Origin of the sequence: Hyphomonas sp., assembly GCF_017792385.1 — a bacterium.
In the GTDB taxonomy this organism is placed as follows: domain Bacteria; phylum Pseudomonadota; class Alphaproteobacteria; order Caulobacterales; family Hyphomonadaceae; genus Hyphomonas.
In genome coordinates, this window is record NZ_CP051230.1 from 2,162,657 (window position 1) to 2,188,224 (window position 25,568).

A 25,568-nucleotide genomic window follows, 5' to 3' on the forward strand; every position below is an offset into this window, starting at 1 on the left:
ACATGACGCCCAATGTCCATGACCGATGCGCAAGAAACGGGTGGGTCGCCATCCGGTGATATGCTGATCTCGTTGCGGAAAGGGAGACCATACATGACATCTCAACTGCACCGCGCCGCCGCCTTCGAGGCCCTCCACGCGCGACCCGGCATGTTCCTGATGCCCAACCCCTGGGACGTTGCATCTGCGAAGCTCCTCGCCGGGCTCGGCTTCGAGGCGCTGGCCACGACCAGTTCCGGATTTGCCGCCACCGGGGCGCGCGCCGACTATCAGGTGACGCGTGACATGACGATGGCCCATATCCGCACCCTGGCCGAGGCGACGTCGCTGCCGCTGAGCGCAGATCTGGAAAACGGCTTTGGAGATCGTCCGGAGGATTGCGCCGAGACGATCCGGCTCGGCGCAGAGGCGGGGCTTGTGGGAGGATCGATAGAGGACTTCACGGGCAATCCGGCGGAGCCGCAATATCCGCTTGAAGCGGCTGCAGATCGTGTCCGGGCGGCAGTCGAAGCCGCGCGGTCGCTGCCCTTCCGCTTCATGCTGACCGCGCGGGCCGAAAATTTCTTCACCGGCATTCCGGACCTTGCCGACACGATCCGTCGGCTGCAGGCGTACCAGGAGGCCGGGGCCGACATTCTGTACGCGCCCGGTCTGCGCTCGCTTGCCGATATCCGAAGCGTCATATCGAGCGTTGATCGGCCGGTGAATGTGCTGGCGCGGCCGAAGGCGTTGCCGGTGAGCCTGCAGGATTTGCAGGCGGCGGGGGTGAAACGGATCAGTCTCGGGCCGCTCCTGTTCAACACCGCCTATGGCGCACTGGTCGCAGCGGGCAAGGAGCTGCTCCAGGCCGAAGGGTTCGGGTTTGCAGGCCTGGCGCGCTCCGGAGACGAACTGATCGCCATGATGGCGAAAGCCTGACATCGATCGGTGTCACGGGATCTTCGCGCACAGCTCAGTTGCCACGCGGGCGGGCTATGGTTAGCTTCGGACTAACCGCCCACCGGCAAAAGGTATGTAGAATGCAGCTGTTCCGGCACATTGTTAGTTGGGCCCTGGCCCTGTTCCTCATCGCCATGTTCCTGCATGCCACGCTGCATCCGCTGCCCAATCCGCCGGAAGGCATGGTGAAATTCTTCGATCCGCCGGGGGAGAACATCGTTTTCCAGACCATTGCCACCAATTCCGGCATCAGCCTGTACGAGCCTGCCGGACGGGTTGTGGTCGGCGCGATCGAACTGGTCGCGGCCCTGTTCCTGTTCCTGCCGATGACCCGGCGGTTCGGCGCCTTCCTGTCGGCCGGCATATTGGGCGGCGCCGTGGCGATGCACCTGTCGCCCTGGCTCGGCCGGGAAGTGCCGCTGTCGCTGAACCCGCAGGAAACCGCCACCGATGGCGGCATGCTGTTCATGCTGGCCATTGTCATGCTGGTCTGCAGCCTGCTGCTGATGGTTGTGCATCCCGGGACGAAATCGCGCGACTGAGTCCGGCCGGGCCGTCTCCACACACCGTTAACCGTTTGCTGCAAAAGTTTTGCACACTTCAATGACGGCCAAACGGATGGAAAACCCCTTGGAGCCCCTGCAGACGCAACCGGTCGGGCGTGCGCGCACCGCCCTGTTTCGTCGTTTGCTTGACCTGGTCGCGATGCCGGCCTCCCGGCTTGCGCATCAGGATCGCCACATGGTGGGCGACATCCTGCTGGAAATGCTGTTCCATGCAGAGGAAAGCGACCGCGAAATGTGTGCCCGCCGCCTCGCGGATCATCGCGAGGCCCCCAAGCGCGTGCTGCGCTATCTCGGCCAGTGTTCCTATGCCGTCGCCCGCCACGTTCTGGAGCACAATGAAGGCTTTGACGCCTGCGACCTGCGGGAAATCAGCATGTCGGGCGCAGCTGATCACCGGCTCGCCGTGGCGCAACGCAAGCAGGTGCCGGATTCGGTGTGCGAGTACCTGGCCGAATTCGCGGAGATCCCCGCGGTCAAGGCCATGCTGGCCAATAATGGGGCCATCCTGCCGGAACAGGCCATCGACAAGCTCATCCTGCGCTCGCGGGACGAAAAGAGCCTGTGCCCGCTTCTGGTTGAAAGGCTGGAGACCAAGCCGTCCCAGGCCATGGCCATGTTCTGGTGGAGCGATGCGGTGACCCGCCGGAAGATTCTCCAGCGTCATGCTGCAGACCGTCTCGAAGTCATCGATACCTGCCGTGACGTGTTCGAACTGGCCGCCGAGGAAAACTGGTCCGATCCGGTCACCCGCAAAGCCCTGCAGCTGATTGAACGCCGCCAGCGCAATCGGGGCGCCATCGACAAGAGCCCGTATGACAGTCTGGAAGACGCCATCAACGCATCGGCGCTGAACGGGCTGGATTCGGAACTGGCGCAGGAAATCGGCTATCTGGCCGGCCTGAAGCCGGTGACGGCGGCCAAGATCCTGTCCGACAAGGGCGGGGAGGGGATTGCGGTCCTGTTCAAGGGCACTGGCGTCAGCCGGGACTTCCTGCCGGTCCTGTGGACCGGGCTGAAACGCTCTCTGGAAACGGAAGATGGCAGCCTCGACCCGGACTTTGCCCGGGTTGCGGAAATCTACGAGATCATGACCGTTGCGAAGGCGCAGACCACGCTGCGCTACTGGAACTGGTCCCTGTCGACGGCCTATTCACCGAGCGCCCTGGCCTCGACGATGGAAGACGAGCCAGCCAATGAGGATTCCAACTTCTCCTCGCCCCAGCGCACGGCCCGCCTCGTTTTTGGCAGGTAAGCACAGAAAACCGTCCGAATTGCCCTTTCCAAGATGCACGCAGGCCATTAGGTCAAGGCGTTCATTGTCTTGGGTCTTCAATGAAAGGGGCACGCGTGGCGTACTTTCTGGGGTTGCTGATCGCCTTGGTCGGTTTCTGGCTGGGCATGTCGGGCCATTATTCACCACTCCTGCTGTCGCTGGGCGCAGTCTCTGTGGCCGTCTGCCTGATCCTGGCCTACCGACTCGACATCATTGACCGTGAAGGCGCGCCCTATGTCCGCATTCTCGGCTTCGCGCTGTATTTTCCCTGGCTGATGAAGGAAATCGTCAAGGCGAACTGGACGGTCGTGAAGGCCTGCCTGAAGGCCGAGATGGACATTGCGCCTGCGCTTGTGAAAGTGAAGACCGGCTGCGAGACCGACCTGGCCAAGGTCACATTCGCCAATTCCATCACGCTGACGCCGGGCACGGTGACGGTCGAGGTCGAGGGCGACAAGATGCTGGTGCACGCCCTGTACGAACAGGAAGCCCAGCCGGAAGCCTTCGCCGAGATGGACCGGCGCGCGCGCGAAGCCGCCGACGGCAAGAGGAGACCCGCATGATTGCCGCTGCCCTGATTGCCGTCCTGTTCGGCATGCTGCTCCTGCTGATCCGCGCGATTGCCGGGCCGACGCTGTATGACCGTGTGCTGGCCGTGAACTCGTTCGGCACGAAGACAGTGCTGGCGCTCGGCCTGCTCGGATTCGTCATGGGCCGCCCGCAATTCCTCGACATCGCGATCCTGTATGCGCTGATCAACTTCGTTGCGACCATCGCGATCCTGAAATTCTTCCGCTACCGGTCGTTCCAGGTGCCGCTCGTGCGCCGCGGCCAGGGAGGTGGCAATGGCTGATTTCTTCGCAAACCTTCCGGTCTGGTGGGAGATTGTCCGCTATCCGCTGGGCAGCGCCCTGTGCCTGGCTGGCGCCATTCTCTGCGTCATCGGCACGGTCGGCGTGCTGCGCTTTCCGGATTTCTATACCCGCCTGCACGCGGCCAGCATCACCGACACGTCCGGCGCAACGCTGCTTCTGCTCGGCATGGCCATGCTGGCACCGGACTGGATGGTCGTCAGCAAGCTGGTGGCGATCTTCGTCTTCATCTACCTGACCAGCCCGGCCTCGTCGCATGCCGCCGCCAACGCAGCGCACACGGCCGGCCTTCAGCCGCTGATCGGGCCGGTCGACACGCATGACAAGGAAGGGATGGAATCCTGATGGCCATGAGTGAACCCGATATCGGTCTCGCGCTCGTCAACATTGTCCTTCTGGGCCTGTTGTTCGTTGTGGCGATCTCCATCGCCCGCCTGCGCAGCCTGTTTGCAATCGTGATGCTGTCCGGCATCTACTCGCTCGTTTCCGCGGCCTGGTATGTCGCCGTGGATGCCGTCGATGTCGGCTTCACCGAAGCGGCAGTCGGCGCGGGCATGTCCACCGCCGTCCTTCTTGGCGCCATGCTGCTGACATCGCGCACGGCCAAGCCCGAGAAGACGCTGAAACAGCTCGGGCCGCTTCTGGTCTGCATCGCGACGGGGATCATGCTGATCTACGCCACCGTGGACCTGCCGGCCGTGGGCGATCCCAATTCCCCGGCCAATACGGGGGTCGGCCTGACCTATCTGCAAGTGGCCTGGTACGACACCGGCATCGAGAATGTCGTCACGCCCGTGCTGGGCAGCTATCGCGGGTTCGACACGCTGGGCGAGACAACCGTGGTTTTCGTAGCCGGCATCGCCGTGGCCCTGCTGCTCGGCTTCGGCGAGCGGTCCCTGGCGGAAACCATCCGCAATGAAGACAAGAACCTGCCCAAGGCAAACAGGGCTTCCGACAAGGAAGATGAGGAGGCAGACGCATGAAAAGCGACCATCACGTCATCCTGCGCGTCATCACCAAGACGCTGATCCCGGTCATCGTCCTGTTCGGACTGTACGTTCAGTTCCACGGCGATTTCGGTCCCGGTGGCGGCTTCCAGGCCGGAGTGATCCTGGCCGTGGCCGTGATCCTCTACGCGCTGGTCTTCGGAGTGCCGTCGGCCATGCGGGCCGTGCCGCCCGCCTTCACCCGTTCGGTCGCCGCGGTGGGCGTGCTCCTGTATGCCGGGGTCGGCTTCTGGGCCATGCTGCAGGGCGGCCAGTATCTTGAATACCAGGCACTTTTCCAGGAGGAGCCCGGCGGCCATCATGGCCAGCATGTCGGCATTATCCTGATCGAACTCGGCGTTCTGTTCGGCGTGTCCGGCGCCATGCTGACCATCTTCTACGCCTTTGCCGGCCGTGTGGCCGAAATCCGCGACGAGGACTGGTAAGCCGATGCTGGAATTCATTCTCGAACGCGCGAATTACTGGGCGATCATCGGCCTGATGATGATCGGCCTCTACATCACTTTCGCTTCCGGAAACCTGATCAAGCGCCTGGTGGGCCTGTCCCTGTTCCAGACCTCGATCTGCCTGTTCTATGTCACGCTCGGCATCGTTGCCGGAGGCACCGCACCGATCCTGATGGACCCGGACAAGCCCGGCGGTCATGGCGGTGGCCATGGTGACGAGCATGGCGCGGGCGAGGCGCATGCTGCGCTGGACGCCGTGCTGACGGCCGCGCCAACCGGCGATCGCGTCGCCGATCTGGCCAATGCCTATTCGAACCCGCTGCCGCATGTCCTGATGCTGACCGCCATCGTGGTCGGCGTCGCCACCCTGTCGGTTGGCCTCGCCCTGATCGTTCGCATCCGCGAGGCCTATGGCACGATCGAGAGCGACGAGGTCCGTGCCATCGACATGGAAACGGCGATTGCACAGGAAGCCGAGCAGGAAAAAGCCGAGAGAGAGGCGCTGGCATGATCCCGATGATCCTGGACGCTGCGCCGCGCTGGGCGCTTCTGCACGCGCCGGCGCTGCTGATCATGGTGCCGCTCTTCCTGGCGCCGCTGCTGGCCATCCTGCCGAGCGGTCGCCTGTCCTGGCTGACCAGCATCTTCGCGACGGCCTTCTCGCTGTTCTGTGCCCTGATCCTGGTGGCGCAGGTACAGGTCTCCACCGGGGGCGTGGTGGGCTATGATGTCGGCCGCTGGCCGGTGCCGATCGGCATTACGCTGCGGGTCGATGCCCTGAACTCGATGATCCTGCTGCTGGTGTCCGCCATCGGCGTCCTGGCCACGATCTTCTCCTGGCCGACCGTCAAGGCGGAGATCCCGGAGCGCAAGCACCCGCTGTTCTATTCCGCCTTCCTAGTCTGTTTTGCCGGCCTGTGCGGCGTGGCCATTACCGGCGACGCCTTCAACCTGTTCGTCTTCCTCGAGATTTCGTCGATTTCCACCTATGTCCTCGTCGCGCTCGGGGCAGGGCGGGACCGCCGGGCCCTACCGGCTGCGTTCAACTACCTCATCATGGGCACGCTGGGCGCCAGCTTCTACATCATCGGCGTCGGCTTCCTCTATTCGGCCACCGGCACGCTGAACATCGCCCAGATCGCGGAGATGCTGCCGGGACTGGCCGGCAATCGCAGCGTCGAGGCGGGCTTTGCGTTCATCATTGTGGGCCTGGGCCTGAAGGCCGCCGTCTGGCCGCTGCACCAATGGCTGCCAAACGCCTATGCCTATTCGCCCAGCTTCGTGACCATGTTCCTGTCGGCCACGGCCACAAAGGTCGCGCTGTATGCGCTGATCCGGTACCTGTTCACCGTCTTCCGCCCGGAGTTTGCCTTCGAGCAGGCCACCTTCACCTATCTGCTGATGCCGCTGGGCCTCGCCGCAATGATCGCGTGCAGCTTCCAGGCGGTGTTCCAGACCGATGTGCGCCGGACGCTGGCCTATTCGTCGGTCGCACAGGTCGGCTACATGATCCTCGGCATTTCCGTGGGCACGATGGCGGGCGTCAGCGCCGGCCTGTTCCACCTGCTGAACCACGCCATGATCAAGGGCGCCCTGTTCATGGCGGTGGCCGGGGTCGTGCTGACCTTCCAGGGCACGACCATCCGCGACTTTGCCGGCCTTGGCCGCACCGCCCCCTGGACGATGACCGGCTTTGCGATTGCCGGCCTGTCCCTGATCGGCGTGCCGCTGACGGCCGGATTCCAGTCCAAGCTGCAGCTCGGCTATGCCCTGTTCGATCAGGGCATGTGGTGGGCTGTCCTCTTCGTCGTCTTCTCCAGCTTCCTGGCGGTGATCTATATGGGCCGCATCATGGAAGCGATCTTCTTCCGGCCCCCGATCAATCCGCGCAAGTCGCGCAAGGAGGCGCCGATCCTGCTGCTGGTGCCGCTCTGGGTGCTGGCGCTGGCGAACATCTATTTCGGTATCACGACCGAACTGCCGCTGGGCCTGGCGCGTGACGCTGCGGCCGCTGCGTTCGGACTGGAGGCCTTCTGATGAGCTCTGAGCTGTTGATCTGGGCGGCCCTGTGCCTGCCGCTGCTGATTGCCGCGGGGATTGCGATCACGGGCACGTTCTCGAATGTGCGGGAAGGGGTCACCCTGGTGGGGGCCACCATCCTGTTTGGTGTGGTCATCGCGCTGGCCAGCCAGGTGGCTGGCGGCGAGACCCCATCCATGTATGTCGGCCAGGTGGCGCCGGGCCTGGACCTGGCCTTCAAGCTGGAACCGCTGGGCGCGCTGTTCGCCCTCGTGGCGAGCGGCCTGTGGATCGTCAATTCCTTCTATTCCATCGGCTATATGCGCGGCAATCGCGAGCGCAACCAGACGCGCTTCTACATCTGTTTCGCCATCGCCATCTTCGGCGCCATGGGCGTGGCAATGTCGGCCAATCTGTTCACCCTGTTCGTATTCTATGAAGTGCTGACCCTGTCGACCTATCCGCTGGTCGCGCACAAGGGCGATGCCGCCGCCAAGCGCGGTGGACGCATTTATCTGCTGACACTGCTGGGCACATCGATCGGCCTGTTCCTGATGGCGCTGATGTGGACCTGGGCGCTGGCCGGACAGAATCTGGACTTCGTGCAGGGCGGTCTGCTGGCCGGTCTCAACCTGGACCCGGCCGTCGCCACGGCGCTGCTGATCCTGTTCGCGTTCGGCATCGGCAAGGCGGCGCTGATGCCGTTCCATTTCTGGCTGCCCAACGCCATGGTCGCGCCAACGCCGGTGTCGGCCCTGTTGCATGCGGTGGCGGTTGTGAAGGCCGGTGTGTTCACCGTGATGAAGGTGTCGATCTACATCTTCGGTGAGGAATTGCTGAATGCGACGCCCGGCCGGGAATTCGTCCTGGGCGTGGCCTGTTTCACCATCATCGTCGCGTCGCTGGTCGCCATGACCAAGGACAATCTCAAGGCGCGGCTGGCCTATTCGACCATCGCCCAGCTGTCCTACATCACGCTCGGCGCCATGCTGGCCACGCAGGCCGGCTTCATGGGCGGCGCACTGCAGATTGCGGCTCATGCCGTCGGCAAGATGACGCTGTTCATGTGCGCCGGGGCCATCTATGTCGCAACCGGCCTGACCAATATCTCCGACATGCGCGGTCTCGGCCGCAAGATGCCGCTCGTTTTCATCGCCTTTTTCATTGCCACCCTGTCGATCATCGGCATTCCGCCCATGGCAGGGGCCTGGGCCAAGTATGAACTGATGCAGGGCGCCATCGACCGGGGCACGCATTTCGTGCCCTGGGTCCTGATCGGGTCGTCCCTGCTGAACATTGCCTACCTGCTGCCGATCCCGATCCTGGCGCTGATGCCCGTGCCGGGTACTCCTGAGCCGAAGCCGTTCAAGCGTCCGGGCGGCGCGCCCTTCTTCACTGTGGCCGCACCGGTGCTCACGGCGGGGCTGTGCATTGTCCTGTTCTTCCTTGTCGGGCCGCTGGCGGACTTCCTGTCCCCGGCCTTCGAAACGCCCGTTTCTCCTGCCGTCTCCGGAGGTCAGCCATGAGCGATAACACGCCCAATGATACCCGCGATTCCGGCGGTCGCTTCGTGAAGCGCGCGGCCGAACAGGCCCACCGGCTGCACACGCCGACCGAGGACGGTGTGCATCCGATTGCGAAACTCCTGTTCGGCTGGACGGAGTCGCCCCGCGCCGGAACGTTCATCTTCTGGGGCGTCGGCATCCTGTCGGCCTTCCTCATCGTGATCGACCTGGCCGTTGACCGGCACGAATATGTCCATCTCGCCGAAGCGACGGGCTTCTATGCCCTGTGGGGCTTTGCCGCCTTTGCCTTCGTGGTGCTGATGGGCTGGCCGCTGGGCCGGCTGTTGCGCCGCAGCGAGGATTATTACGGCGATCCGGGCGGTCCGCCCGCGGATATCGATCCGGACATTCCGGCCGCGCCCGACACTTCCCCGACCTATCCGCATGAAGGAGACGAGCTCTGATGACTGGACCGCTCGCCCTCCTGAACCCCGGCTGGCTGCTGATCGCGGTCGGCCTGGTCGCCCTGTTCCTGCCGGTTCGCCGCGTGCGTCAGGGGCTGACCATCGCCGCGCCCATCGTGGCCATTCTCCTGGCCTCGCTGGCAGACCGCAATATCGACCTGCTCACCGGACAGGCCCTTGGCCTCGACTTCGTCTTCTACCGGGTCGACAATCTCAGCTATATCTTCGGCCTCGCCTTCCTTCTGGCGGCGCTGCTGAACGCCATCTACGCCTGGCATACCGATGACCGGCTGCAGGATGGCATGTCCATCGCCTATGCTGGCGCAGCTGTTGCCGCGAGCTTCTCCGGCGACATGATGACCCTGTTCGTGTTCTGGGAACTGACCGCGGTCACCTCCGTCTTCCTGATCCTGAGGGCAGGGACGCGCGCGGCATACTTTGCCTCCATGCGCTATCTGGGCGTGCAGATCCTGTCCGGCGTCCTGCTGCTGGCCGGCATCGGCTATGTCTACCAGTCGCGCGGGGATCTCTCGATTTCGGCCTTCACCAGCCTCAGCGAGCCGGGCGCCATGCTCGTCTTCATCGCGCTGGGCATCAAGGCGGCCTTCCCCTTCCTGCACAACTGGCTGCAGGATTCCTATCCGAAGGCCACGGTCGTGGGCGCGGTTGTGTTGTCGGCCTTCACCACGAAGCTGGCCGTATACGCCTTTGCGCGCATGTTCCCGGGTCAGGATGCGCTGATCTGGATCGGTGCGGTGATGACCGTATTCCCGGTCTTCTTCGCCGTGATTGAAAACGATCTGCGCAAGGTGCTGGCCTATTCGCTGAACAACCAGGTCGGATTCATGATCTGCGCCATCGGGGTCGGCACGGCGGGCGTCGGCAATGCGCTCGCGCTGAATGGCGCAGCCGCGCACGCCTTCTGCCACATCATCTACAAGGGGCTCCTGTTCATGAGCATGGGCGCCGTGCTCTACCGTACCGGCACGACCAAGGCGTCGGAGCTGGGCGGCCTGTACAAATCCATGCCGTGGACGACGATCTTCTGCATCATCGGCGCCATGTCGATTTCGGCTTTCCCGCTCTTCTCGGGCTTTGCCGCCAAGTCGCTGACCATGAGTGCCGTCGGCAAGGAGGGCCTGACCGTGGTCTGGCTGATGCTGCTGTTCGCTTCGGCCGGTGTGCTCGAGCATTCGGGCATCAAGATTCCGTATTTTGCCTTCTTCGGCCATGACAGCGGCAAGCGCGTGAAGGAAGCGCCGTTCAACATGCTGCTGGCCATGGGCCTGGCCGCCTTCATCTGCATCGCGGTCGGCGTGCCGGCCATCGTGCCCGGCCTGGGCTATGAATGGCTCTACAACCTCTTGCCCTATCGCGAAGAGGCGATGGCCTATCATCCGTTCACGCTGGACCATGTGCTGACCCAGATGCAGCTGCTGGTCCTGGCGATCTTCGCCTTTGTCATGCTGAAGCGCCTTGGCTGGTATCCGCCGGAAAAACCGGGTGTCGTGCTCGACAGCGACTGGGTCTACCGCAAGGGCGGCTATGGCCTTGTCACCTGGAGCGGCACGGTCTGGAAGAAGGCCGGCCCGGCCATGTCGGCCATCTTCTTCCGGTTGGCCGGGCGCGCCTATGACCGGATCGAGGCCACGTTCAGCCCGCGCGGAGAACTGGCGCGCGGTGGCCTGAACACCGGCATGGCGACCTGGACGGCCATCCTGCTCGGCTTCGTCCTGCTGCTTTCCTTCATCACCGCCGGTTAGGTGTTTGCCCCTACGGAAAACATACCGGCGGTATGAAAAAATCGGCGTAACCTGTAGCAATTGCTGCGATTTTTGCGTGAATGACACGCAATCTTAGGCTAACTCGATGGGCTTATCTCGGAGACGGGGGTGAGCCATGCCAGACTCGAACATGCCCGCACCTCAGGGCAATGGATTGCTGGAAATGACGACACAGATCGTGTCGGCTTTTGTCAGCAACAATTCCCTGAAAGCCGATGACCTGCCCGGTCTTGTGCGAATCGTGCACGATTCTCTGGCAGGGCTGGGCGCCGCCGCGCCGGCACCGGAGCCGCAGAAACCGGCGGTGTCGATCCGCAAATCGATTGGCGAGGATTTCCTGATCTGTCTGGAAGACGGGATGAAGTTCAAATCCCTGAAGCGTCACCTGCGCACCAAATACGACATGACTCCCGAGGAATACCGCGAGAAATGGGGGCTTCCTGCCGATTATCCGATGGTTGCGCCGGGCTATTCCAAGCAGCGCTCGATGCTGGCCAAGCAGATGGGCCTCGGCAAATCCGACAAGGAATAATATTCGCTGCTCAATACTTTTGTTTCACATCCGAAATGAAAGTATTTGGTAGGATTGGTTAAGAAAAATTCACCAGGACTCTTGATCCGCGACTCCACTCGCGCGATAGGTGATTCTATCGAATCACCTGGGGGGTGACTGAAAATGACCAAACAGAATGTGTTCAAGGGCGTGACCGATTCGCAGCAGAAGCTGATCGAATACTGGTGCAGCCTGCGTGATTCGCACGGATATGTGCGACGCGATTCGATGGATCCCGGCCGCTTTTGCGCCATGCTGGCCAGCATTTCCATTGTCGAGTTCAACGAGGAAGGCGCCGGAAAGTTCCGTATCGCCGGATCGCGCCTGCGCCAGATTTTCGGCATGGAAGCGCGCGGCCGCCGGATCGAGGATGTGCTGGGCGAACATGGAGAGGCCTATTGTCTGGGCCTGGCCGCTGCCCTTGAGCGGCGCGGTCCTGTCGGGGGCAAGATCCGCCAGGAAGACGGCCGGATCCATGCCTGGCTGCGCTTGCCGCTGGCCGGGCCGGATGGTCGCCTGACCCAGGTCCTGTGCCATGACGAATTGCTCCGGGCCCAGCCGAAGCAGGGCCAGCCCAAACCGGCCACACGCGAACTGACATCCGGCCAGAACCGCGCCGCCGCCTAGGCGCGCCTGTCCCGACAGCCCGACAGACAGGCGTCGGCCCCCGCGGCCGGCGCTTTTTTCATGCCTGTGCAATCCCCTGAATCCTGTCCGGCCGCAGGCAGGGAATCCCCAAGGATTACGGGTCTTCAACTTGCCGGAATAGGAAAGTTATCCTAATTATATACCTGACAAAGCTTGCGCTGAGTCGGGGGAAAGGATATCCCTCATGGCCGACAGGCCGGCACAATTAGAGGAAAGATTCCCGGAAAAGCTCGACGGCTTTGCCCGTGGCCTCACTCATGTGAATGACAGCTGGAAGAACCGGCTTACCGGGAAGGACGGTCCCGTGTGGAAACTCTGGCGTGACGGTAAGGCGACCTTTGTTTTCAAGTTCAACAGGCGAGTCACTGGCGGCAAAGTTGGTGCACTCGGCTGCCCGTACATTTTGCATGGGAACCTCCATCGATCCCGTTCGAACGATGATGCGCTCAAACCAGTCAATGGTCATGATTGGGATGGCCATGTTGTGCTTGTCGAGTTTATCGAACTTGGTGATGGCCCAGAAAACGTGATCGCCGCCCGCATCGCTATGCGGTTTGATGCAGTCCAGAAGGAGTCGCTCGGTGTCGGGGAAGGCCTCCTTTATAGGCGACTTCGAGATTGCGTCTTCGAGGTTGTCCCTCGTTTCGTGAAACAAGAAGAGAGAGAACACGTTTTTCTTGGGACTGATGGATCGGTCGAGTGCTGTCCAGATGTGGTCAAGGGCGGACCTACAATTGTGGATGGCGTCACCGATAACCAGGGGCAGCATCTTCACTTCTTCAGGCAAGGCTTTGAAAGCGGCGACATACCTGTCATCCGCGTCCTTGGTGATGGTAATACGGTCGCTAAGGTCGAGATTCCTGATCTCATCAATGAGAGTTTTGAGTTCATCGACGTGGCGTATGGCCCGTTCAACCTTTAGACTTGCGCTATCGAAACCGCGACTGATGATATCCTTGCTCATGACTCACTCCAAAGAAGACAAACAGTTCAACGAAACCCTCAAGCGGATGATGGAGAAGAAACCCAAGCCGCATGAGGAGATGAAGAAAGGGCGCGAGCAAAAGCCCGCGCCCTCGAAGTCACCGCGCTCTAAGAGCGCTTCTTGATGGTCTCCACCACAGTCTTGCTGGGACGACGTTTAGCATCCGCAATCGTGATGAATTGGCCTGACGTAGCGTCGCGGCCGATTTTGAAGGAGTTACCCTTCTTTGGTGGTCTTCTTCTGGTTCCCATAATAGGACCCTCTTATTGAACGAGGGGCCGTTGACTGCTGGGCTTATTTGCGGTTCAACAGAATCGCATCATGAAAATATGCACTGATCGACACGGCCCCACAGGAAGTGTCGATGACCGATTCGGGATCCGGCAAAAGACCCGAATCGGTCCAATCCCGCCAATGCTGCACCAATCTTCGGTTAATGTCGAATCCGGCAGTTTCCCTATTTGTTCAGGGTTTTCTCGCGCCAGCGTTTAAAGCGCCTCACACGCTGCTTATGCGAAACCGGCTTGGTCAGGCCGCCGATAGGTCAAACGCTTGCCGGCGATCATCTTGAGCAGGGCATTGTGACGGTCATCGTCGGTAAAGCCGAGCTTTGAGCGGCGGTTATAGCGGAAGTCAAATTCAGTCAGGTAGCGTTGCAGGTGAGCCTCGCCGCAATGCTGGTAGATCCCGCGCATACCGCGCTTGAAGACAGAGAAGTAGTTCTCAATCGTGTTGGAGTGGACTTCCCCGCGCACATACTCGCCGCTGGCATGGTGCACGGTGCGATGCTTGGCGAACTCCTTGCCGGTCTCTGTGTAGAGCTTGGACTCGTCGGTATAGAGCTTCGACTTGCGGGATGCATTCTTGACGAGGATTTCGCGCACGCTGGCCTTGGTGGCGTGCTTCACATGGAAAGAACGGACAGAGCCGCCACGTTCGACAAGGGAGACAACGGCGCGCTTGTTGGCAGGACCACGGCCACGCTTTGAGCCTTTGAAAGGCGTGCCATCGCTGCGGGTTTTACGGGGATTATCGACTTGGCCGTAATAGGTCTCGTCAGCTTCCACAGTCTTGCCCTCGCCACCCAGCGGACCAGAAGAGGATGTATCCTCTTTCATGGCTTCGCGGATGCGATGGAACATGAACCACGCGGTCTTGTAGGTAACGCCAATCGTGCGGTGCAGCTGGTGAGCCGACATGCCCTTCTTGGAGGAGGTCAGCAGGTAAGTTGCCAGAAGCCACTTGTGAAGCGGAACCTTGGAGCGTTCGAAGACGGTGCCGACCGTGACGGTGAATTGCTTGCGGCAGGCGTTGCACTGGTACAGGCCCTTGCGCTCCTTGCCTTCCGGGTGCGTGGCAGACGGACGAGAACGAGCGCCCTTGATGGCCGTGACATGCTTGTCCCCGACGCAACCGCAGTGCGGGCAGACTGCGCCATCAGGCCAGCGCTGGGCTTCCAGATGCTCTCTGGCGGCGTCTTCGTTTTGAAAGATCGGGGAGTTGAGATTCGTCATGGCCTTGCTCCTGTACAAAATACTTAGGAAACAAGGCTTGCTTTGTCAAGTATATAATTAGGAAAGTTATCCTACACCGCCTGTAAGCGGGTAGTCTGCTGCCTGTCAGCACAGGAGAAAGACATGCCGCAATTCGACCCACAGAAAGACGAGGACCGCGCCTATCTGGCCGCCGCGCTGACGGCCTATGCGCTGGGCCTGAAGACCGAGGCCATTCTCAGTGCCCGCCGCCGGTCACCGGCTGAGGCACGGGCCCGGCAGATTTCCATGTACCTGCTGCGCACGGCGCTGGGCATGAGTCTCAGCCGCGTCGCGCGGGCCTTCAATCGCGACCGCACGACGGTGGCGCATGGCTGTCACCTGATCGAGGATTGCCGGGACGATCCGGATTTCGATGTCTGGCTCGAACAATTGTCGGTTGGCCTGTCGAGCGTCGTCGTGCTCGATGGTGCCGCCCTGGAGGTCTAGGCCATGCCGCGCTTGCGCCCGATGACCGATCACCGGCTGGGCCGGATCCTTGGCCGCGGCGGCATGGTTGCGCCGGTGCGCCAGGTCTATCTGGCCTATCGCGGCCCCGACACGCGCCATCAGGCCGTGGGCTGGGTGTCCCCGCACCTGATTGCCCGCCGGCTGGAGGAAGGCGGCCTGTCCCGGACGGACCTCTATCCTGATCGGTTCGTTGCGGGCCCGGCCCTGCGCCTTGCGGACCGGCCGCGCGCCGTTCAGCTGCCGCCCGGCTGGGAAGGTGCAGACCGTGCGTCAGGTGGCGCACTGGCGTCCCGCCTGATGAGCGGGCGCGACGGGGTGCGCCTGCGCGCGGCGGCGGGCCGGTTCCGGGACGAGTTCCAGCGGGCCAGTTGCCCGGCGGCGGGGCCTGTCCGCGCGCTGGCGCAAACGGGCAGGCCGCAAGCGCCGTCCGACCGCCTGGCCGGTCTGGAAGCCGGGATCGGCACGCCGGTCATGCGGCGGTTGGAAGACCTGCTGGTGGATCAGGGCACGCTGGCCGCGCTCTGTGTGCGCTGGTCGGTGGAACAGGAGGCAGCGCGGGCGCTGGGTCAGGCGGCGCTGGACGCAGTGGCTCGCGCCTATGACTTGCTGCCCGCAGCCGACAGTCCGGCCTGAGCGTCGGACCGGATCCGGGCGAGCATCGATGCCAGGCCGTTCGAGCGCTGTGCGGTCAGGGCGCCGCTCACGCCGATCTCGTCCAGCAGGGCCTTGGCGTCGAAGCCTTCGATCTCTTCCAGCGTCGCGCCCGAATAGAGCCGGGTCAGCAGGGCGATCAGGCCGGAGACGATCATCGCATCGGATTCGGCGCGCACGCGCATCCTTCCATCTGCGATGTCGGTCACCATCCAGACCTGCGAGGCGCATCCGCGCACGCGCGTTTCCTCGGTGCGCTCGGCTTCGGCCAGGGGCGGGTTCGCCTTGCCCAGATCGATGATGTGCGCATAGCGCGCTTCCCAATCGTCCAGCCAGGTGAACTCTTCGCGGATGTCGTCGGCAGTTTCAGCAATCGTCATGACTGCCAGATGGGACAGGATGAGACAAAAAGAAACCCCCGGAACCACAAGGAAACCGGGGGCGACGAGACGAGCAGGGACCCGTCAGCTGTAGGCGCCTGCAGAATAGGTCAGCTCGTAACCGTGGCTGTACAGTTCGAACACGATCCCGAAGGGATCCTCCACATAGACCATTCGATAGGGCTTTTCTCCGGGAAAGTACTCTCTCACCGGCATGCGCTGCTTGCCGCCAGCGGCCACGATCTTTTCCAGCAAGCCCTCCACATCGGGGTCCTGTATCGCAAAGTGAAATGTACCGTGCTGTCGATAGGCGAGATTGTCTTCTGGCGCCTGGTTACCTGCAAACTCGAACAATTCGATACCGACCCGGTCTGCGGTGGACATGTGCGCGATACGCAGCCGCTTCCAGCCGGGACCGAACACATCGCTGCACATGATCCCGACAGCGCTGTCGTCTTCCACGATTTCGGTAGGGGGCATGATGACGTAAAAGCCCAAAACGCTGGAATAGAATTCAACAGCCTTGTCGAGGTCCGGCACGGACAGGCCGATATGCGAAAAACTGCGGGGGGTGGGGGTCATGATCATCTCCTTCATCAATCATGATTTCGGAGGTAGACATTCTTTGGAAATTAGAAAATTATCATTTGGAATAAAAATCATAACATGGAATTATAAACATGTTGAACGCAGCCTGGCTCCAGACTTTCACCGTTCTGTGTGAAACCGGAAGCTTCACGCAAGCGGCTCGGCGGCTGAACATGACCCAGCCGGGTGTTTCGCAGCATCTGCGCAAACTGGAAGGGCAGCTGGACCACGCGTTGATCGCCCGGCATGGCAAGAAATTTTCCCTCACACCTGCCGGAGAGGCAGTTCTTCGAATTGGCCTGTCACGGCGCAAGGAAGAGGACTTGCTACGCGATACCATCGCGCATGATCGCCCGGATGTGGGACCTGTTTCATTGGCCTGCTCAGGCAGTTTCGCGCTGCTATGCGCCCATCCGATCTATACCATGATGGACGCGGCGCCAGCGCTCGATGTGTGTCTGGAGGCTGCGCCTCAGGCAAGCGTCCTGGCCGGTGTGCTTGATGGCAAATTCGATTTGGGCGTGGTCGCTCAAGATCCGGCTCACCCTCGTTTGGATGCCCACCAGATCGGTCTCGAAGAAGTGTGTCTGGTGATGCCCGCCGCCGCTTCGGTCCGGGAGGTCAGCCTGCAATATCTGGAGGAGTTGGGGTTCATCGCCCATCCAGACGGTTATCATTATGCTGACAGTCTACTCGCCCGGAACTTTGGTGATGCGTACCAGGGGGCTGACCGGTTGCGCAGGCGCGCGCATGTCAATCAGATCGGCCAAATTCCGGCAATGGTCGCAAACGGTCTCGGATATACAGTTTTGCCGCGCAGCGGGATCGAAGCGTTTGATCGGCTCGATGCGCTGCATATCGCCCGGCTGCCAGAACGGCGATTCCAGGAGTTGTGGCGCGTCTCTCTGGGCAGTCGTCCATTGAGTGCACGGGTCCGGCGGCTTGCGGACCTGGTGGCGGACGCGGCCGGATCGCTCGCGCGGGCCTAGTCTGGGAGCCCCGAAAGAAAAAGAAACCCCCGGAACCACAAGGAAACCGGGGGCGAGAGAGAGACTGGGGGTGGGCGGCCTACTGGTAGACGCCGCCAATGCACTGGCCAACATCGGCCAGGGCGTGCTCGCCGATGCAGAACGGCACTTCATATTGCTGGTTCGCCGCAGCCACGCATTGCTGCAGGTTCAAATTCGCCATGTTGAGGCAACCGCGGGTTTCCCGCTCTGCCATGGCCGAATTGACCTGGCTGGACGAAGCCGCCGTTTCACCAAGGATGCGATAGGCCGCCAGCGTCGCGATCTGGTCGGCCACCGGCTCCTTGCCGTACTTCACGCGCTTCTTCTGTGTCAGGCCCAGCCCGCTGGTCACGGCGGCCGGGAAGCGGACGGCGTCAGCGGCGCCGGAGACATTGTCCCACAGGGACGGGGCACCCGCCCGGCCGGCATTGGCCAGGACGCTGTCGATATTGGCGGCGTTGAAGGCGTTGATCAGCGGCTGACGCGCCGGCGTGCCGACGGTCTGGATGCTGTTCAGGCGATTGGCCAGGGCGCCGGAATTGCCGATCTTGGCCTTCGCCCAGCCTGCGCCCTGAAGGCTGTAGGCCTGTTCCTTGACGAAGGCTGCGGTCGATGTGATGCGGCGGCTGTCGGCTTCGGTCGCGGCGAGGGACATGCTGACGGCATTGTCGCCGCCACTGAGCGTGCGGGCATAGCGCACATCATTCTTCAGGCCGGTCAGCAGCACATCGGAACCATAAAAGCTCTCAATGTCCCGCACGGCGGCGCGGTATTCGGGATCCTGCGAGGCGATCAGCGCGGAATAGGCGATCCAGCCTTTCGACAGATGGTCGGGATTGTGTCCGCCCAGCGAATTGAGCGCGGAATCGATGTCCTTGGCGGAGGCGAACGGCCGGTCCTTCACATCCGTCACATCGGATTGATAGGTGCCGTAAACGGCTGCCGACTTCGAAATCGGGTCCGGGGCGGACGCCGCAGCGGATGGCGATGCCGGGGCGGCGGCCGGTACGATGGCAGCGTCGTCTCCCGATTGTGCGGATGCACTCATGACCAGCCCGATGGCAGCCATTGCAGTCCCGATCATTCTGATGGATTTCATGTGCAGTTTCTCCCTCACGCGTCACGCGACAGTGTTGCATGAACTTCCCCCGATGGGGAACCTCGCCTTGCCTGCTTCACACATTACAAATACAGCAAGGGATGCGTGACACAGGCAGAATGCCTAACGAATATCACCGGGGTGTTAATAAAGTGCCCGTTTCTGCACGAATGAGATTACAGTTCATTCATGTAATCTGGCTGGTCCTGACAGCTGTTCTGGCCCTGGCGTCCGCCTTGGGCGGGACGGCGGATTCAGCCTTGCTGGCGGGTCTGGTGCTGGCCGCGCTTCCCGGCATAGTCGGGGCCACACTGCTGCACCCGAAACTGCGCTCGGATGATCTGGCCGGGCCGTTTCTCGTGATCGGATGGACATTGCTGGCCATGCTGGGCATTGCGGCCACCGGGGCCACCCTGTCGCCCCTGACGATCCTGTTTGCCATTGCGCCCTTGACGGCAATGAATCTCGGCAAGCCCGGCATGGCCGCAGAAGCCGCGATTTTCGGCGCGTTTGCCTTTGTGGCAACCGCCGTGATGGTGCGCCTTGGCCTGTTGCCACCTGCCAATCCCGCAGCCGGGTATCAGCTGCCGGCCATGCTGCTTGCCTTTGCGGGACTGGTGATGACAGGTTTCCTGGCCTGGACGTTCCTGAAGGCCGGGGAAGAGACGGCCGTAGGGGCCGACGCGCCGGTCGAGCCGGTCACCCTTGTCCGTCCGGATCCCGGCATTCCCGCCGAATCCGGCCTTCTGCTGATCGATGCGTCCGAATTTGGCCGGATCCGCACCATGAGCGGAGACCTGCTGGGTCTCGATGGCGCGAAGGCAGGGGGGCTGCTTGCCAATCTCCTGCAGGACGAGACCGAGACGAGCCTGCTGAAGCCGGCCAATGGGCGCACGCATGGGGAAATCACCCTGAAGAATGGCCGCGAGGTTGCCTTCGTGGCGGAGGCCCATGAAGGCGGCTCCGTCATTGTGCTGCGCGACCTGACGGAGGTGCGCGCCCGCACGCTGGAGACCCGCGCCCGCCTCGAAGAGGCTGAAGCCCGCCTGAAGGGCCGCACGGCCTTCTTCGCATCGCTCGGCCATGACCTGAAGACCCCGCTCAACGCCATTCTGGGCTATGCCGACATGATGCGGGCCGGTATCCGCGGCCCCATGCCGGAGCCCTATGCCGATTATCCCGAGATCATCCATGAAAGCGGGCAGGACCTGTTGCTGCTCGTGGAGGACATACTCGACCTCGCCAAGGCCGAAGCCGACCGCCAGAGGCTGGAGCCGGAGCCGGTCGACCTGACCGCCTCGGCGCAATCGGTCCTGCGGCAACTGGACAATCAGGCGGAACGGGCCGGCGTCAAGCTGAAGCTCAAGGCCACCGGCGAAGTCTGGGCGGAAGCCGATGCGCGCGCCGTGCGCCAGATCTGGCAGAACCTCGTATCCAACGCCATCAAGTATTCCGAGTCCGGCGGCACCGTGACGCTGGATGCACGCGACGCCGGCAATGCCACCGTGCTGAGCGTGACCGACAAGGGCGCCGGCATGACGCCGGAAGATGTACGCCGCGTGCTGGAGCCCTTCTCGCAAGGCAGCAATGCCAAGGGCCGGAAGGGGACCGGGCTTGGCCTCGCGGTCGTCAACTCCTTCGCCCAGCTGCACGGTGGCCAGGTCGTCATCGATTCGGCACCCGGCCGGGGCACGAAGGTCGAGGTCAGCCTGCCACGCGCCGATCCGGCCGACATCCAGCCGCTGGAGGATGCGGCGCAGTGATGATGGAGCGCCTGCCGACCAAGGTGTGGGTCGACGCCCTGGTGCGCCGCGCGCAGGTCGCCGGCGCCGCAGCCTTTGTGCTGCAATCGGGTGACGCGGAACGCGGGGACGTTCTGGTCAAGGTGGCGCGGCTCGACGGCACGGCTGCGGTCTACACGCCCACGATGAACCTGGACGGGGACCGGATTTTCCTGGACCTGATCGTGCAGGGCATCGGGCCGGATGAAGCGGGCGTGGACGCCTATGTCCGCAAGGCCCGAGACCGGGATCGGGACCTCTGGGTCATCGAGATCGAGGACCGTGACGGACGCCACTTCCTGACAGAGCCTGTGGAAAGCCCGGAACCGGGCTGATTTTAGCGGTCTCCTTAACCACGAGTAGCTCTTTGTTAACCGTGTGCGGGCAGCTTCCGGGTGAAACCTAGCTGGGGCGCGCCAAACATGTTGTTTCTGATGAATGATCAGATCGCCGAGATCGAGATACCGGAGATGCACCTTGCCAAGAGGTGGCAATCGCTCGGCTGCGGAGACCCTTATGGCATGCGGGCGCGCGAAGCCCTGAATTTTGCCGGCCGCGTGGTTGGCGAGCACATCAAGGAACGCATCCCGCTGGAGGACTCCCTGCTGCAGGATCTGGGGGCGCTGATCATTGCGAAGACCGGAGCCAATGCGGTCCTGTTCCCCGTTTTCGGCGATGTCGTTGGTGAGCCCCGCCTGACCATCCTGCCGGAAACGGTGCTGGCATCACTGCGCGAACGTCACCGCCGCGAAGGCAAGGCGCCCGACATGCGGGAAATCTGGCCCAGCGCCGCCTGAGGCCGGTCTGATACTGGTGCTTCAACAGGCGCGCCAAATGGGCTAGGGCCTCTGCCCAGCACGAAAGAGCCTGAAATTTCCCATGTCCCATGAACAGGAAGCCGCCCGACGGCGCACCTTTGCCATTATCTCTCACCCGGACGCCGGTAAGACGACGCTGACGGAAAACCTGCTTCTGGCCGGCGGCGCGATCCGTGCCGCAGGGGAAGTGGCTGCGCGCGGTGAAGCCCGGCGCACCACGTCCGACTGGATGAAGATCGAGCGTGACCGCGGTATCTCCGTCTCGGCCTCGGTCATGACGTTCGAGTTTGATGGCCTCGTCTTCAACCTGCTGGACACGCCAGGTCACGAGGATTTTTCCGAGGACACGTATCGCACGCTGACAGCGGCAGATTGCGCCGTCATGGTTCTGGACGCGGCAAAGGGCATCGAGCCGCAGACACTGAAACTGTTCGAGGTCTGCCGCCTGCGCGACATTCCGATTGTCACCTTCATCAACAAGATGGACCGGGAGGCGCAGGACCCGATCGCGCTGCTGGATGAAATCCAGGACAAGCTGCAACTGGACACGTCGCCGCTCTACTGGCCTGCCGCCAGCGGCCAGCGCTTTTCCGGCATGATGGATCTGCAGAAGCAGGAATTCTGTGTGTTCGAGCGCAAGCCGGGCGAGGCGCCGAAGATCGGCGAGTCCCCGCGCATGCCGGGCGACGAAGCCAGCCTCAAGGCCGCGCTCGATGAAAGCGTGTTCGAGGAACTCTCCGAAGGCGCGGAAATGGCCACCAGCCTGTTGCCGGAATTTGACGAGCAATCCTTCCTGGACGGGCACATGACACCGGTCGTGTTCGGCTCGGCCCTGCGCCATTTCGGTGTGCTGGAACTGCTCCGCACGCTGCACGCCTATGCGCCGCCGCCGCGCGACCAGAAGGCCGAGAAGAAGGGCGAGCCGATCACCGTGCACGCGTCTGACAAGCCGGTCTCTGGGTTTGTCTTCAAGATTCAGGCGAACATGGATCCGAACCATCGCGACCGCGTGGCATTCCTGCGCCTGTGTTCGGGGGAGTTCAAGCGCGGCATGCGGCTGAAGACGACCGCCGGCAAGCAGTTGAACATCCACAATCCGATGATGTTCCTGGCGCAGGATCGGGAGATTGCGGAGACGGCCTATGCCGGCGACGTGATCGGTGTGCCGAACCATGGCCAGCTGCGTGTGGGCGATAGCCTGTCCGAGAGCGGAGATATCCAGTTCGGTGGCATTCCGAACTTTGCCCCGGAATTGCTGCGCCGCGCGCGGGTGAAGGATCCGATGAAGGCGAAACACCTGCGCAAGGCGCTGGAAAGCCTGGCGGAAGAGGGCGTGACCCAATTGTTCAAGCCGGCCATCGGATCAGACATGATTGTGGGGGCCGTCGGACAACTCCAGTTCGAAGTGATGACCGAGCGCGTGGCCGCCGAATACAATCTGGAAGTGGTGTTTGAGCCGGCTCCCTACAATGTGGCCCGCTGGTTGTCCTGTGACGACCCTAAAGTTCTGGAAGCGTTTCTCGACAAGAACAAGTCCGCCAGCGGAACAGATCTCGACGATGCGCCGGTCTATCTGGCCAAGAATGCGTGGGATGTCGGATACGCCCAGGAAAAGAACCCTGACATCCGGTTCACCGCGACCAAGGAACGCCTGCTCTAGGCGGGTGTGTCAGCGGACAGGGGCTCTGGCTTGTCACTCGGCGGCGATGCGATGTCCGAACCGCCCACGAGTTCATCCTGATGGGGCAGTGTCGGCTGAAACCGGTCCTGATGACCAGACGAGATGCCGGACGTCGCGCGTGGATCGTATTCGACCTTTCCCGCACCGCGCTTCAGTTCACAGCGCGATTCTCCCGCATCGTGGCCGGCCACATAACTCCAGGCAAAACAGGCTGCCCGTGTGTCGCACAGGGCCGCGCAGGCGTCTGCCGATTCCGTGTTCGTGAACTCGTAGGTGCCCCCGAACCGGTAGAGACCGCTTTCATGATCATGCGATGCCATTTCCGCATCCGTCGCAGCGGATTGCGTGTCGGGGCTGTCGGCCAGGGCCGGAAGGCACAGGCTGGTGGCCAGCAGGAGTGCGGAAACAAGGCGCATGGGTCAGACCTCCGTGAACTGCCGGAAACCCTAGGCGGGCCATCTTAAGGAATGGTTTTTCAGGACCCGGCCAGTGCCTCGCGCTTCTCTTCGATTTCCAGCCACTCCAGTTCGATCCCGTCCAGTTCCTCGCGCGCCGCGCCGATCCGGTCAGACGCCCTGGCAAACCCGTTCGGGTCCCGCGTGTAGAAATCCGGGTCGCCCATCTGCTCTTCAAGTGAGCGGATTTCCTGTTGCAGCTTGGGGATCAGGGCATTGATCTCCTTCTGGCGATGCTCATCCTTGTAGGAAAGTTTCTTCTGCGCTTTTGAGCGCACTGCATTGTCAGTCTTCGGTTTTTCCGGTTTTTGAGCAGACGCGTCGGCTTTCCTGAAATGCTTCAACTGATCCTGCGCGTCGCTCCACCCGCCAGCGGTCACCACCCATTTTCCGTTCCCGACGGGGCAGAGACAGCTCGTCACTGTCGCATCAAGGAAGGCCCGGTCATGGCTGACCAGGATCAACGTGCCGTCATAGTTGAGCAGCATGTCTTCCAGCAGTTCGAGCGTCTGCATGTCCAGATCATTGGTCGGTTCGTCCATGACGAGGAGGTTGGAAGGCTGGGCAAGACCGATGGCGAGAGCCAGCCGGTTGCGTTCTCCGCCCGACAGGGCGCCGACGGGCTGGCGCAGCTGTTCGGGCTTGAACAGGAAGTCCTTGGCATAGGCCGCAACATGACGCTGGTGGCCCTGAACCATGATCGAATCCCCACCATTCGGGGCGAGCGCTTCCCAGACCGTATCGGTGGCATTCAGGGAGTCCCGCGTCTGGTCCTGATAGGTCACCTGAAGTGTCTTGGAGAGACGTATGTTGCCGGCGTCCGGCTCGATCTCGCCCAGCAGCAGGCGAACGAGCGTGGTCTTTCCCGCGCCGTTTGGTCCGATGATGCCGATCCGGTCACCGCGGAGGATTCGCAGGGAAAGGTCCTCTGCAATCACAAGCGGGCCATTCGGCGTATCGAATGTCTTGGCCAGGCCCTTCGCCTCGATCACCTTCTTGCTCATCGAGTCGCCGGAACTGACGGACAGGTCGGCTGTGTTCTTGCGGTCCTGAAGGGCGCCGCGCATCTCGGCATGCTGGACACGCATCTGTTTCAGCCGGGCAAGACGTCCCTGATTGCGCTTGCGGCGCCCGGTCACACCGCGCGCCAGCCAGTGCTGTTCGTCCTTCAATTGCGTCGTCATCCGGCGCAGCTGGCGCTCTTCCTCGATTTCGATCTGTTCCGCCCAATCATCGAATTTGGCGTAGCCGTCCGGGCTTTTCAGAACCTTTCCCTGCCTCAGCCACAACGTATTGGTTGAGACATTTTCGAGGAATCGCCGGTCGTGGCTGACCAGAAGCACGACACCGTTGAAGGATTTCAGGCGGGCTTCCAGCGCCTCAATCATCGGAACGTCGAGGTGGTTGGTCGGCTCGTCCAGCAGCAGCACATCCGGATCATGGGCGAAGGCCCTGGCCAGCGCTGCCCGTCGCTGTTGCCCGCCCGACAGGGTGGCCGGGTCCGCGGTCGCCTCGACGCCGAACTCCATCAGTTCGGCTTCGGCCATATACGCCGCTTCCAGCCCGTCCGAGGCATAGTCGAGGACCGTGTCATGGCCTGCGAGGCTCGGCTCCTGCGAAACGATGGCATAGGTGATGCCGGGCTGACGCCAGACCTCGCCGCTGTCGGCCTCCAGGCTTTCGGAAATGATCTTCATCAGGGTGGACTTGCCGGCACCGTTCCGGCCGACCAGGGCCACGCGTTCCCCCTTGGACAGGGAGAAACTGACTCCCGTGAACAGGGGCTTGCCGCCAAAGGTGAGGCGGACGTCATTCAGGGTGATCAGGGGTGGTTGAGCCATTTTTGCGATTTAGCGCGGGAAAATGTCCGCTGCTAGTGGCGGGATGCGCCGAACCTGCCAAACCGGTGGTGAATGCAGGCCGTAAACGTGCAGCAGGACGTGCAGGTCGAGGGGGCGCCGCCTGAGCGATGAAGCGTCCCTTCGGGTGGAAGTTGGCGCTTCTTTTTCCACTTCTAGGGGCGACGCCGGCGCCAAAAATG

General features: G+C 62.4%; 30 protein-coding genes. 23 read left to right on the top strand and 7 right to left on the bottom strand.

Features of this window, described 5'->3' with window-relative positions:
- Positions 1-93: 93 nt before the first annotated feature.
- The 15 genes from HF955_RS10770 to HF955_RS10840 all read left to right on the top strand — a co-directional run bounded on the left by HF955_RS10770 (position 94) and on the right by HF955_RS10840 (position 12,055).
- Complete coding sequence (locus HF955_RS10770; protein WP_291075136.1) at positions 94-918, top strand: isocitrate lyase/phosphoenolpyruvate mutase family protein; 825 nt, start codon at positions 94-96, stop codon at positions 916-918.
- 101 nt (positions 919-1,019) lie between these two features.
- Complete coding sequence (locus tag HF955_RS10775; RefSeq protein WP_291075137.1) at positions 1,020-1,481, top strand: hypothetical protein; 462 nt, start codon at positions 1,020-1,022, stop codon at positions 1,479-1,481.
- Positions 1,482-1,557: 76 nt separating this feature from the next.
- Positions 1,558-2,757 carry a DUF2336 domain-containing protein gene (locus HF955_RS10780; RefSeq protein ID WP_291075138.1) on the top strand — a complete coding sequence of 400 codons (1,200 nt, stop codon included), beginning with the start codon at positions 1,558-1,560 and terminating at the stop codon, positions 2,755-2,757.
- A gap of 95 nt (positions 2,758-2,852) precedes the next feature.
- Entirely contained in the window at positions 2,853-3,341 is a 489-nt protein-coding gene (locus HF955_RS10785; RefSeq protein ID WP_291075139.1) for a Na+/H+ antiporter subunit E, read from the top strand.
- On the top strand, positions 3,338-3,631 hold the full coding sequence (locus tag HF955_RS10790) for a monovalent cation/H+ antiporter complex subunit F (protein WP_027838002.1): 294 nt from the start codon (positions 3,338-3,340) through the stop codon (positions 3,629-3,631). Before HF955_RS10785 ends, HF955_RS10790 begins: the two co-directional genes overlap by 4 nt.
- Positions 3,624-3,995 (top strand): monovalent cation/H(+) antiporter subunit G, encoded by a 372-nt coding sequence (gene mnhG, locus HF955_RS10795; RefSeq protein WP_291075140.1) that lies wholly within the window; start codon positions 3,624-3,626, stop codon positions 3,993-3,995. The genes HF955_RS10790 and mnhG overlap by 8 nt, the downstream gene beginning before the upstream one ends.
- A 5-nt stretch (positions 3,996-4,000) precedes the next feature.
- The gene (locus HF955_RS10800) at positions 4,001-4,633 is read left to right on the top strand and encodes a DUF4040 domain-containing protein (RefSeq protein ID WP_291075141.1); all 633 of its coding nucleotides are present in this window, start codon (positions 4,001-4,003) and stop codon (positions 4,631-4,633) included.
- Positions 4,630-5,082 (top strand): Na(+)/H(+) antiporter subunit B, encoded by a 453-nt coding sequence (locus tag HF955_RS10805; RefSeq protein ID WP_027838004.1) that lies wholly within the window; start codon positions 4,630-4,632, stop codon positions 5,080-5,082. Before HF955_RS10800 ends, HF955_RS10805 begins: the two co-directional genes overlap by 4 nt.
- Before the next feature lie 4 nt (positions 5,083-5,086).
- Positions 5,087-5,614 carry a cation:proton antiporter subunit C gene (locus tag HF955_RS10810; RefSeq protein WP_291075142.1) on the top strand — a complete coding sequence of 176 codons (528 nt, stop codon included), beginning with the start codon at positions 5,087-5,089 and terminating at the stop codon, positions 5,612-5,614.
- Positions 5,611-7,140: a monovalent cation/H+ antiporter subunit D family protein gene (locus HF955_RS10815; protein ID WP_291075143.1), complete on the top strand. Its 1,530-nt coding sequence runs from the start codon at positions 5,611-5,613 to the stop codon at positions 7,138-7,140. The genes HF955_RS10810 and HF955_RS10815 overlap by 4 nt, the downstream gene beginning before the upstream one ends.
- A complete protein-coding gene (locus HF955_RS10820; RefSeq protein ID WP_291075144.1) occupies positions 7,140-8,648 on the top strand; it encodes a proton-conducting transporter membrane subunit in 1,509 nt (502 codons plus the stop codon). Before HF955_RS10815 ends, HF955_RS10820 begins: the two co-directional genes overlap by 1 nt.
- The gene (locus HF955_RS10825; protein WP_291075145.1) at positions 8,645-9,091 is read left to right on the top strand and encodes a hypothetical protein; all 447 of its coding nucleotides are present in this window, start codon (positions 8,645-8,647) and stop codon (positions 9,089-9,091) included. The genes HF955_RS10820 and HF955_RS10825 overlap by 4 nt, the downstream gene beginning before the upstream one ends.
- The gene (locus tag HF955_RS10830; RefSeq protein WP_291075146.1) at positions 9,091-10,854 is read left to right on the top strand and encodes a Na(+)/H(+) antiporter subunit D; all 1,764 of its coding nucleotides are present in this window, start codon (positions 9,091-9,093) and stop codon (positions 10,852-10,854) included. Before HF955_RS10825 ends, HF955_RS10830 begins: the two co-directional genes overlap by 1 nt.
- Before the next feature lie 151 nt (positions 10,855-11,005).
- On the top strand, positions 11,006-11,407 hold the full coding sequence (locus tag HF955_RS10835; RefSeq protein WP_291075147.1) for a MucR family transcriptional regulator: 402 nt from the start codon (positions 11,006-11,008) through the stop codon (positions 11,405-11,407).
- 144 nt (positions 11,408-11,551) lie between these two features.
- Positions 11,552-12,055, top strand: coding sequence for a PAS domain-containing protein (locus HF955_RS10840; RefSeq protein ID WP_291075148.1), 504 nt, complete (start codon positions 11,552-11,554; stop codon positions 12,053-12,055).
- Positions 12,056-12,281: 226 nt separating this feature from the next.
- Here the strand turns inward: HF955_RS10840 and HF955_RS10845 are convergent, their stop codons facing one another.
- Positions 12,282-13,040: a hypothetical protein gene (locus HF955_RS10845; RefSeq protein WP_291075149.1), complete on the bottom strand. Its 759-nt coding sequence runs from the start codon at positions 13,038-13,040 to the stop codon at positions 12,282-12,284.
- Here HF955_RS10845 and HF955_RS10850 point away from each other — a divergent pair.
- Positions 13,039-13,185: a hypothetical protein gene (locus HF955_RS10850; protein WP_291075150.1), complete on the top strand. Its 147-nt coding sequence runs from the start codon at positions 13,039-13,041 to the stop codon at positions 13,183-13,185. The genes HF955_RS10845 and HF955_RS10850 overlap by 2 nt on opposite strands.
- Positions 13,186-13,570: 385 nt before the next feature.
- On the opposite strand, the gene HF955_RS10855 is transcribed toward HF955_RS10850, so the two are convergent.
- Positions 13,571-14,575, bottom strand: a complete 1,005-nt coding sequence (locus HF955_RS10855) for an IS1595 family transposase (protein ID WP_291075151.1) — start codon at positions 14,573-14,575, stop codon at positions 13,571-13,573.
- Positions 14,576-14,698: 123 nt separating this feature from the next.
- Between HF955_RS10855 and HF955_RS10860 the strand changes: the two genes are divergently transcribed.
- Complete coding sequence (locus HF955_RS10860; RefSeq protein ID WP_291075152.1) at positions 14,699-15,043, top strand: helix-turn-helix domain-containing protein; 345 nt, start codon at positions 14,699-14,701, stop codon at positions 15,041-15,043.
- Between the two features lie 3 nt (positions 15,044-15,046).
- A complete protein-coding gene (locus HF955_RS10865; RefSeq protein ID WP_291075153.1) occupies positions 15,047-15,697 on the top strand; it encodes a hypothetical protein in 651 nt (216 codons plus the stop codon).
- Here the strand turns inward: HF955_RS10865 and HF955_RS10870 are convergent.
- Both HF955_RS10870 and HF955_RS10875 read right to left on the bottom strand, forming a co-directional pair.
- Entirely contained in the window at positions 15,661-16,095 is a 435-nt protein-coding gene (locus tag HF955_RS10870) for a SufE family protein (protein ID WP_291075154.1), read from the bottom strand. The two genes, HF955_RS10865 and HF955_RS10870, sit on opposite strands and share 37 nt — an antisense overlap.
- Before the next feature lie 84 nt (positions 16,096-16,179).
- On the bottom strand, positions 16,180-16,677 hold the full coding sequence (locus HF955_RS10875) for a lactoylglutathione lyase family protein (RefSeq protein ID WP_291075155.1): 498 nt from the start codon (positions 16,675-16,677) through the stop codon (positions 16,180-16,182).
- Positions 16,678-16,775: 98 nt separating this feature from the next.
- On the opposite strand from HF955_RS10875, the gene HF955_RS10880 reads away from it, so the two are divergent.
- Positions 16,776-17,672: a LysR family transcriptional regulator gene (locus tag HF955_RS10880; protein WP_291075156.1), complete on the top strand. Its 897-nt coding sequence runs from the start codon at positions 16,776-16,778 to the stop codon at positions 17,670-17,672.
- A 79-nt stretch (positions 17,673-17,751) separates the two neighbouring features.
- Here HF955_RS10880 and HF955_RS10885 read toward each other — a convergent pair whose 3' ends face one another.
- Entirely contained in the window at positions 17,752-18,792 is a 1,041-nt protein-coding gene (locus HF955_RS10885) for a hypothetical protein (protein ID WP_291075157.1), read from the bottom strand.
- Between the two features lie 170 nt (positions 18,793-18,962).
- On the opposite strand from HF955_RS10885, the gene HF955_RS10890 reads away from it, so the two are divergent.
- The 4 genes from HF955_RS10890 to HF955_RS10905 all read left to right on the top strand — a co-directional run bounded on the left by HF955_RS10890 (position 18,963) and on the right by HF955_RS10905 (position 23,051).
- Complete coding sequence (locus HF955_RS10890; RefSeq protein ID WP_291075158.1) at positions 18,963-20,555, top strand: sensor histidine kinase KdpD; 1,593 nt, start codon at positions 18,963-18,965, stop codon at positions 20,553-20,555.
- The gene (locus HF955_RS10895) at positions 20,555-20,908 is read left to right on the top strand and encodes a DUF1491 family protein (RefSeq protein WP_291075159.1); all 354 of its coding nucleotides are present in this window, start codon (positions 20,555-20,557) and stop codon (positions 20,906-20,908) included. Before HF955_RS10890 ends, HF955_RS10895 begins: the two co-directional genes overlap by 1 nt.
- Before the next feature lie 99 nt (positions 20,909-21,007).
- A complete protein-coding gene (locus HF955_RS10900; RefSeq protein ID WP_291075160.1) occupies positions 21,008-21,370 on the top strand; it encodes a hypothetical protein in 363 nt (120 codons plus the stop codon).
- Positions 21,371-21,452: 82 nt separating this feature from the next.
- Positions 21,453-23,051 (top strand): peptide chain release factor 3, encoded by a 1,599-nt coding sequence (locus HF955_RS10905; RefSeq protein WP_291075161.1) that lies wholly within the window; start codon positions 21,453-21,455, stop codon positions 23,049-23,051.
- Here HF955_RS10905 and HF955_RS10910 read toward each other — a convergent pair.
- Positions 23,048-23,488 carry a PAN domain-containing protein gene (locus tag HF955_RS10910; RefSeq protein WP_291075162.1) on the bottom strand — a complete coding sequence of 147 codons (441 nt, stop codon included), beginning with the start codon at positions 23,486-23,488 and terminating at the stop codon, positions 23,048-23,050. The two genes, HF955_RS10905 and HF955_RS10910, sit on opposite strands and share 4 nt — an antisense overlap.
- Before the next feature lie 59 nt (positions 23,489-23,547).
- Positions 23,548-25,377 (bottom strand): ABC-F family ATP-binding cassette domain-containing protein, encoded by a 1,830-nt coding sequence (locus HF955_RS10915; protein ID WP_367279788.1) that lies wholly within the window; start codon positions 25,375-25,377, stop codon positions 23,548-23,550.
- Positions 25,378-25,568: the final 191 nt, after the last annotated feature.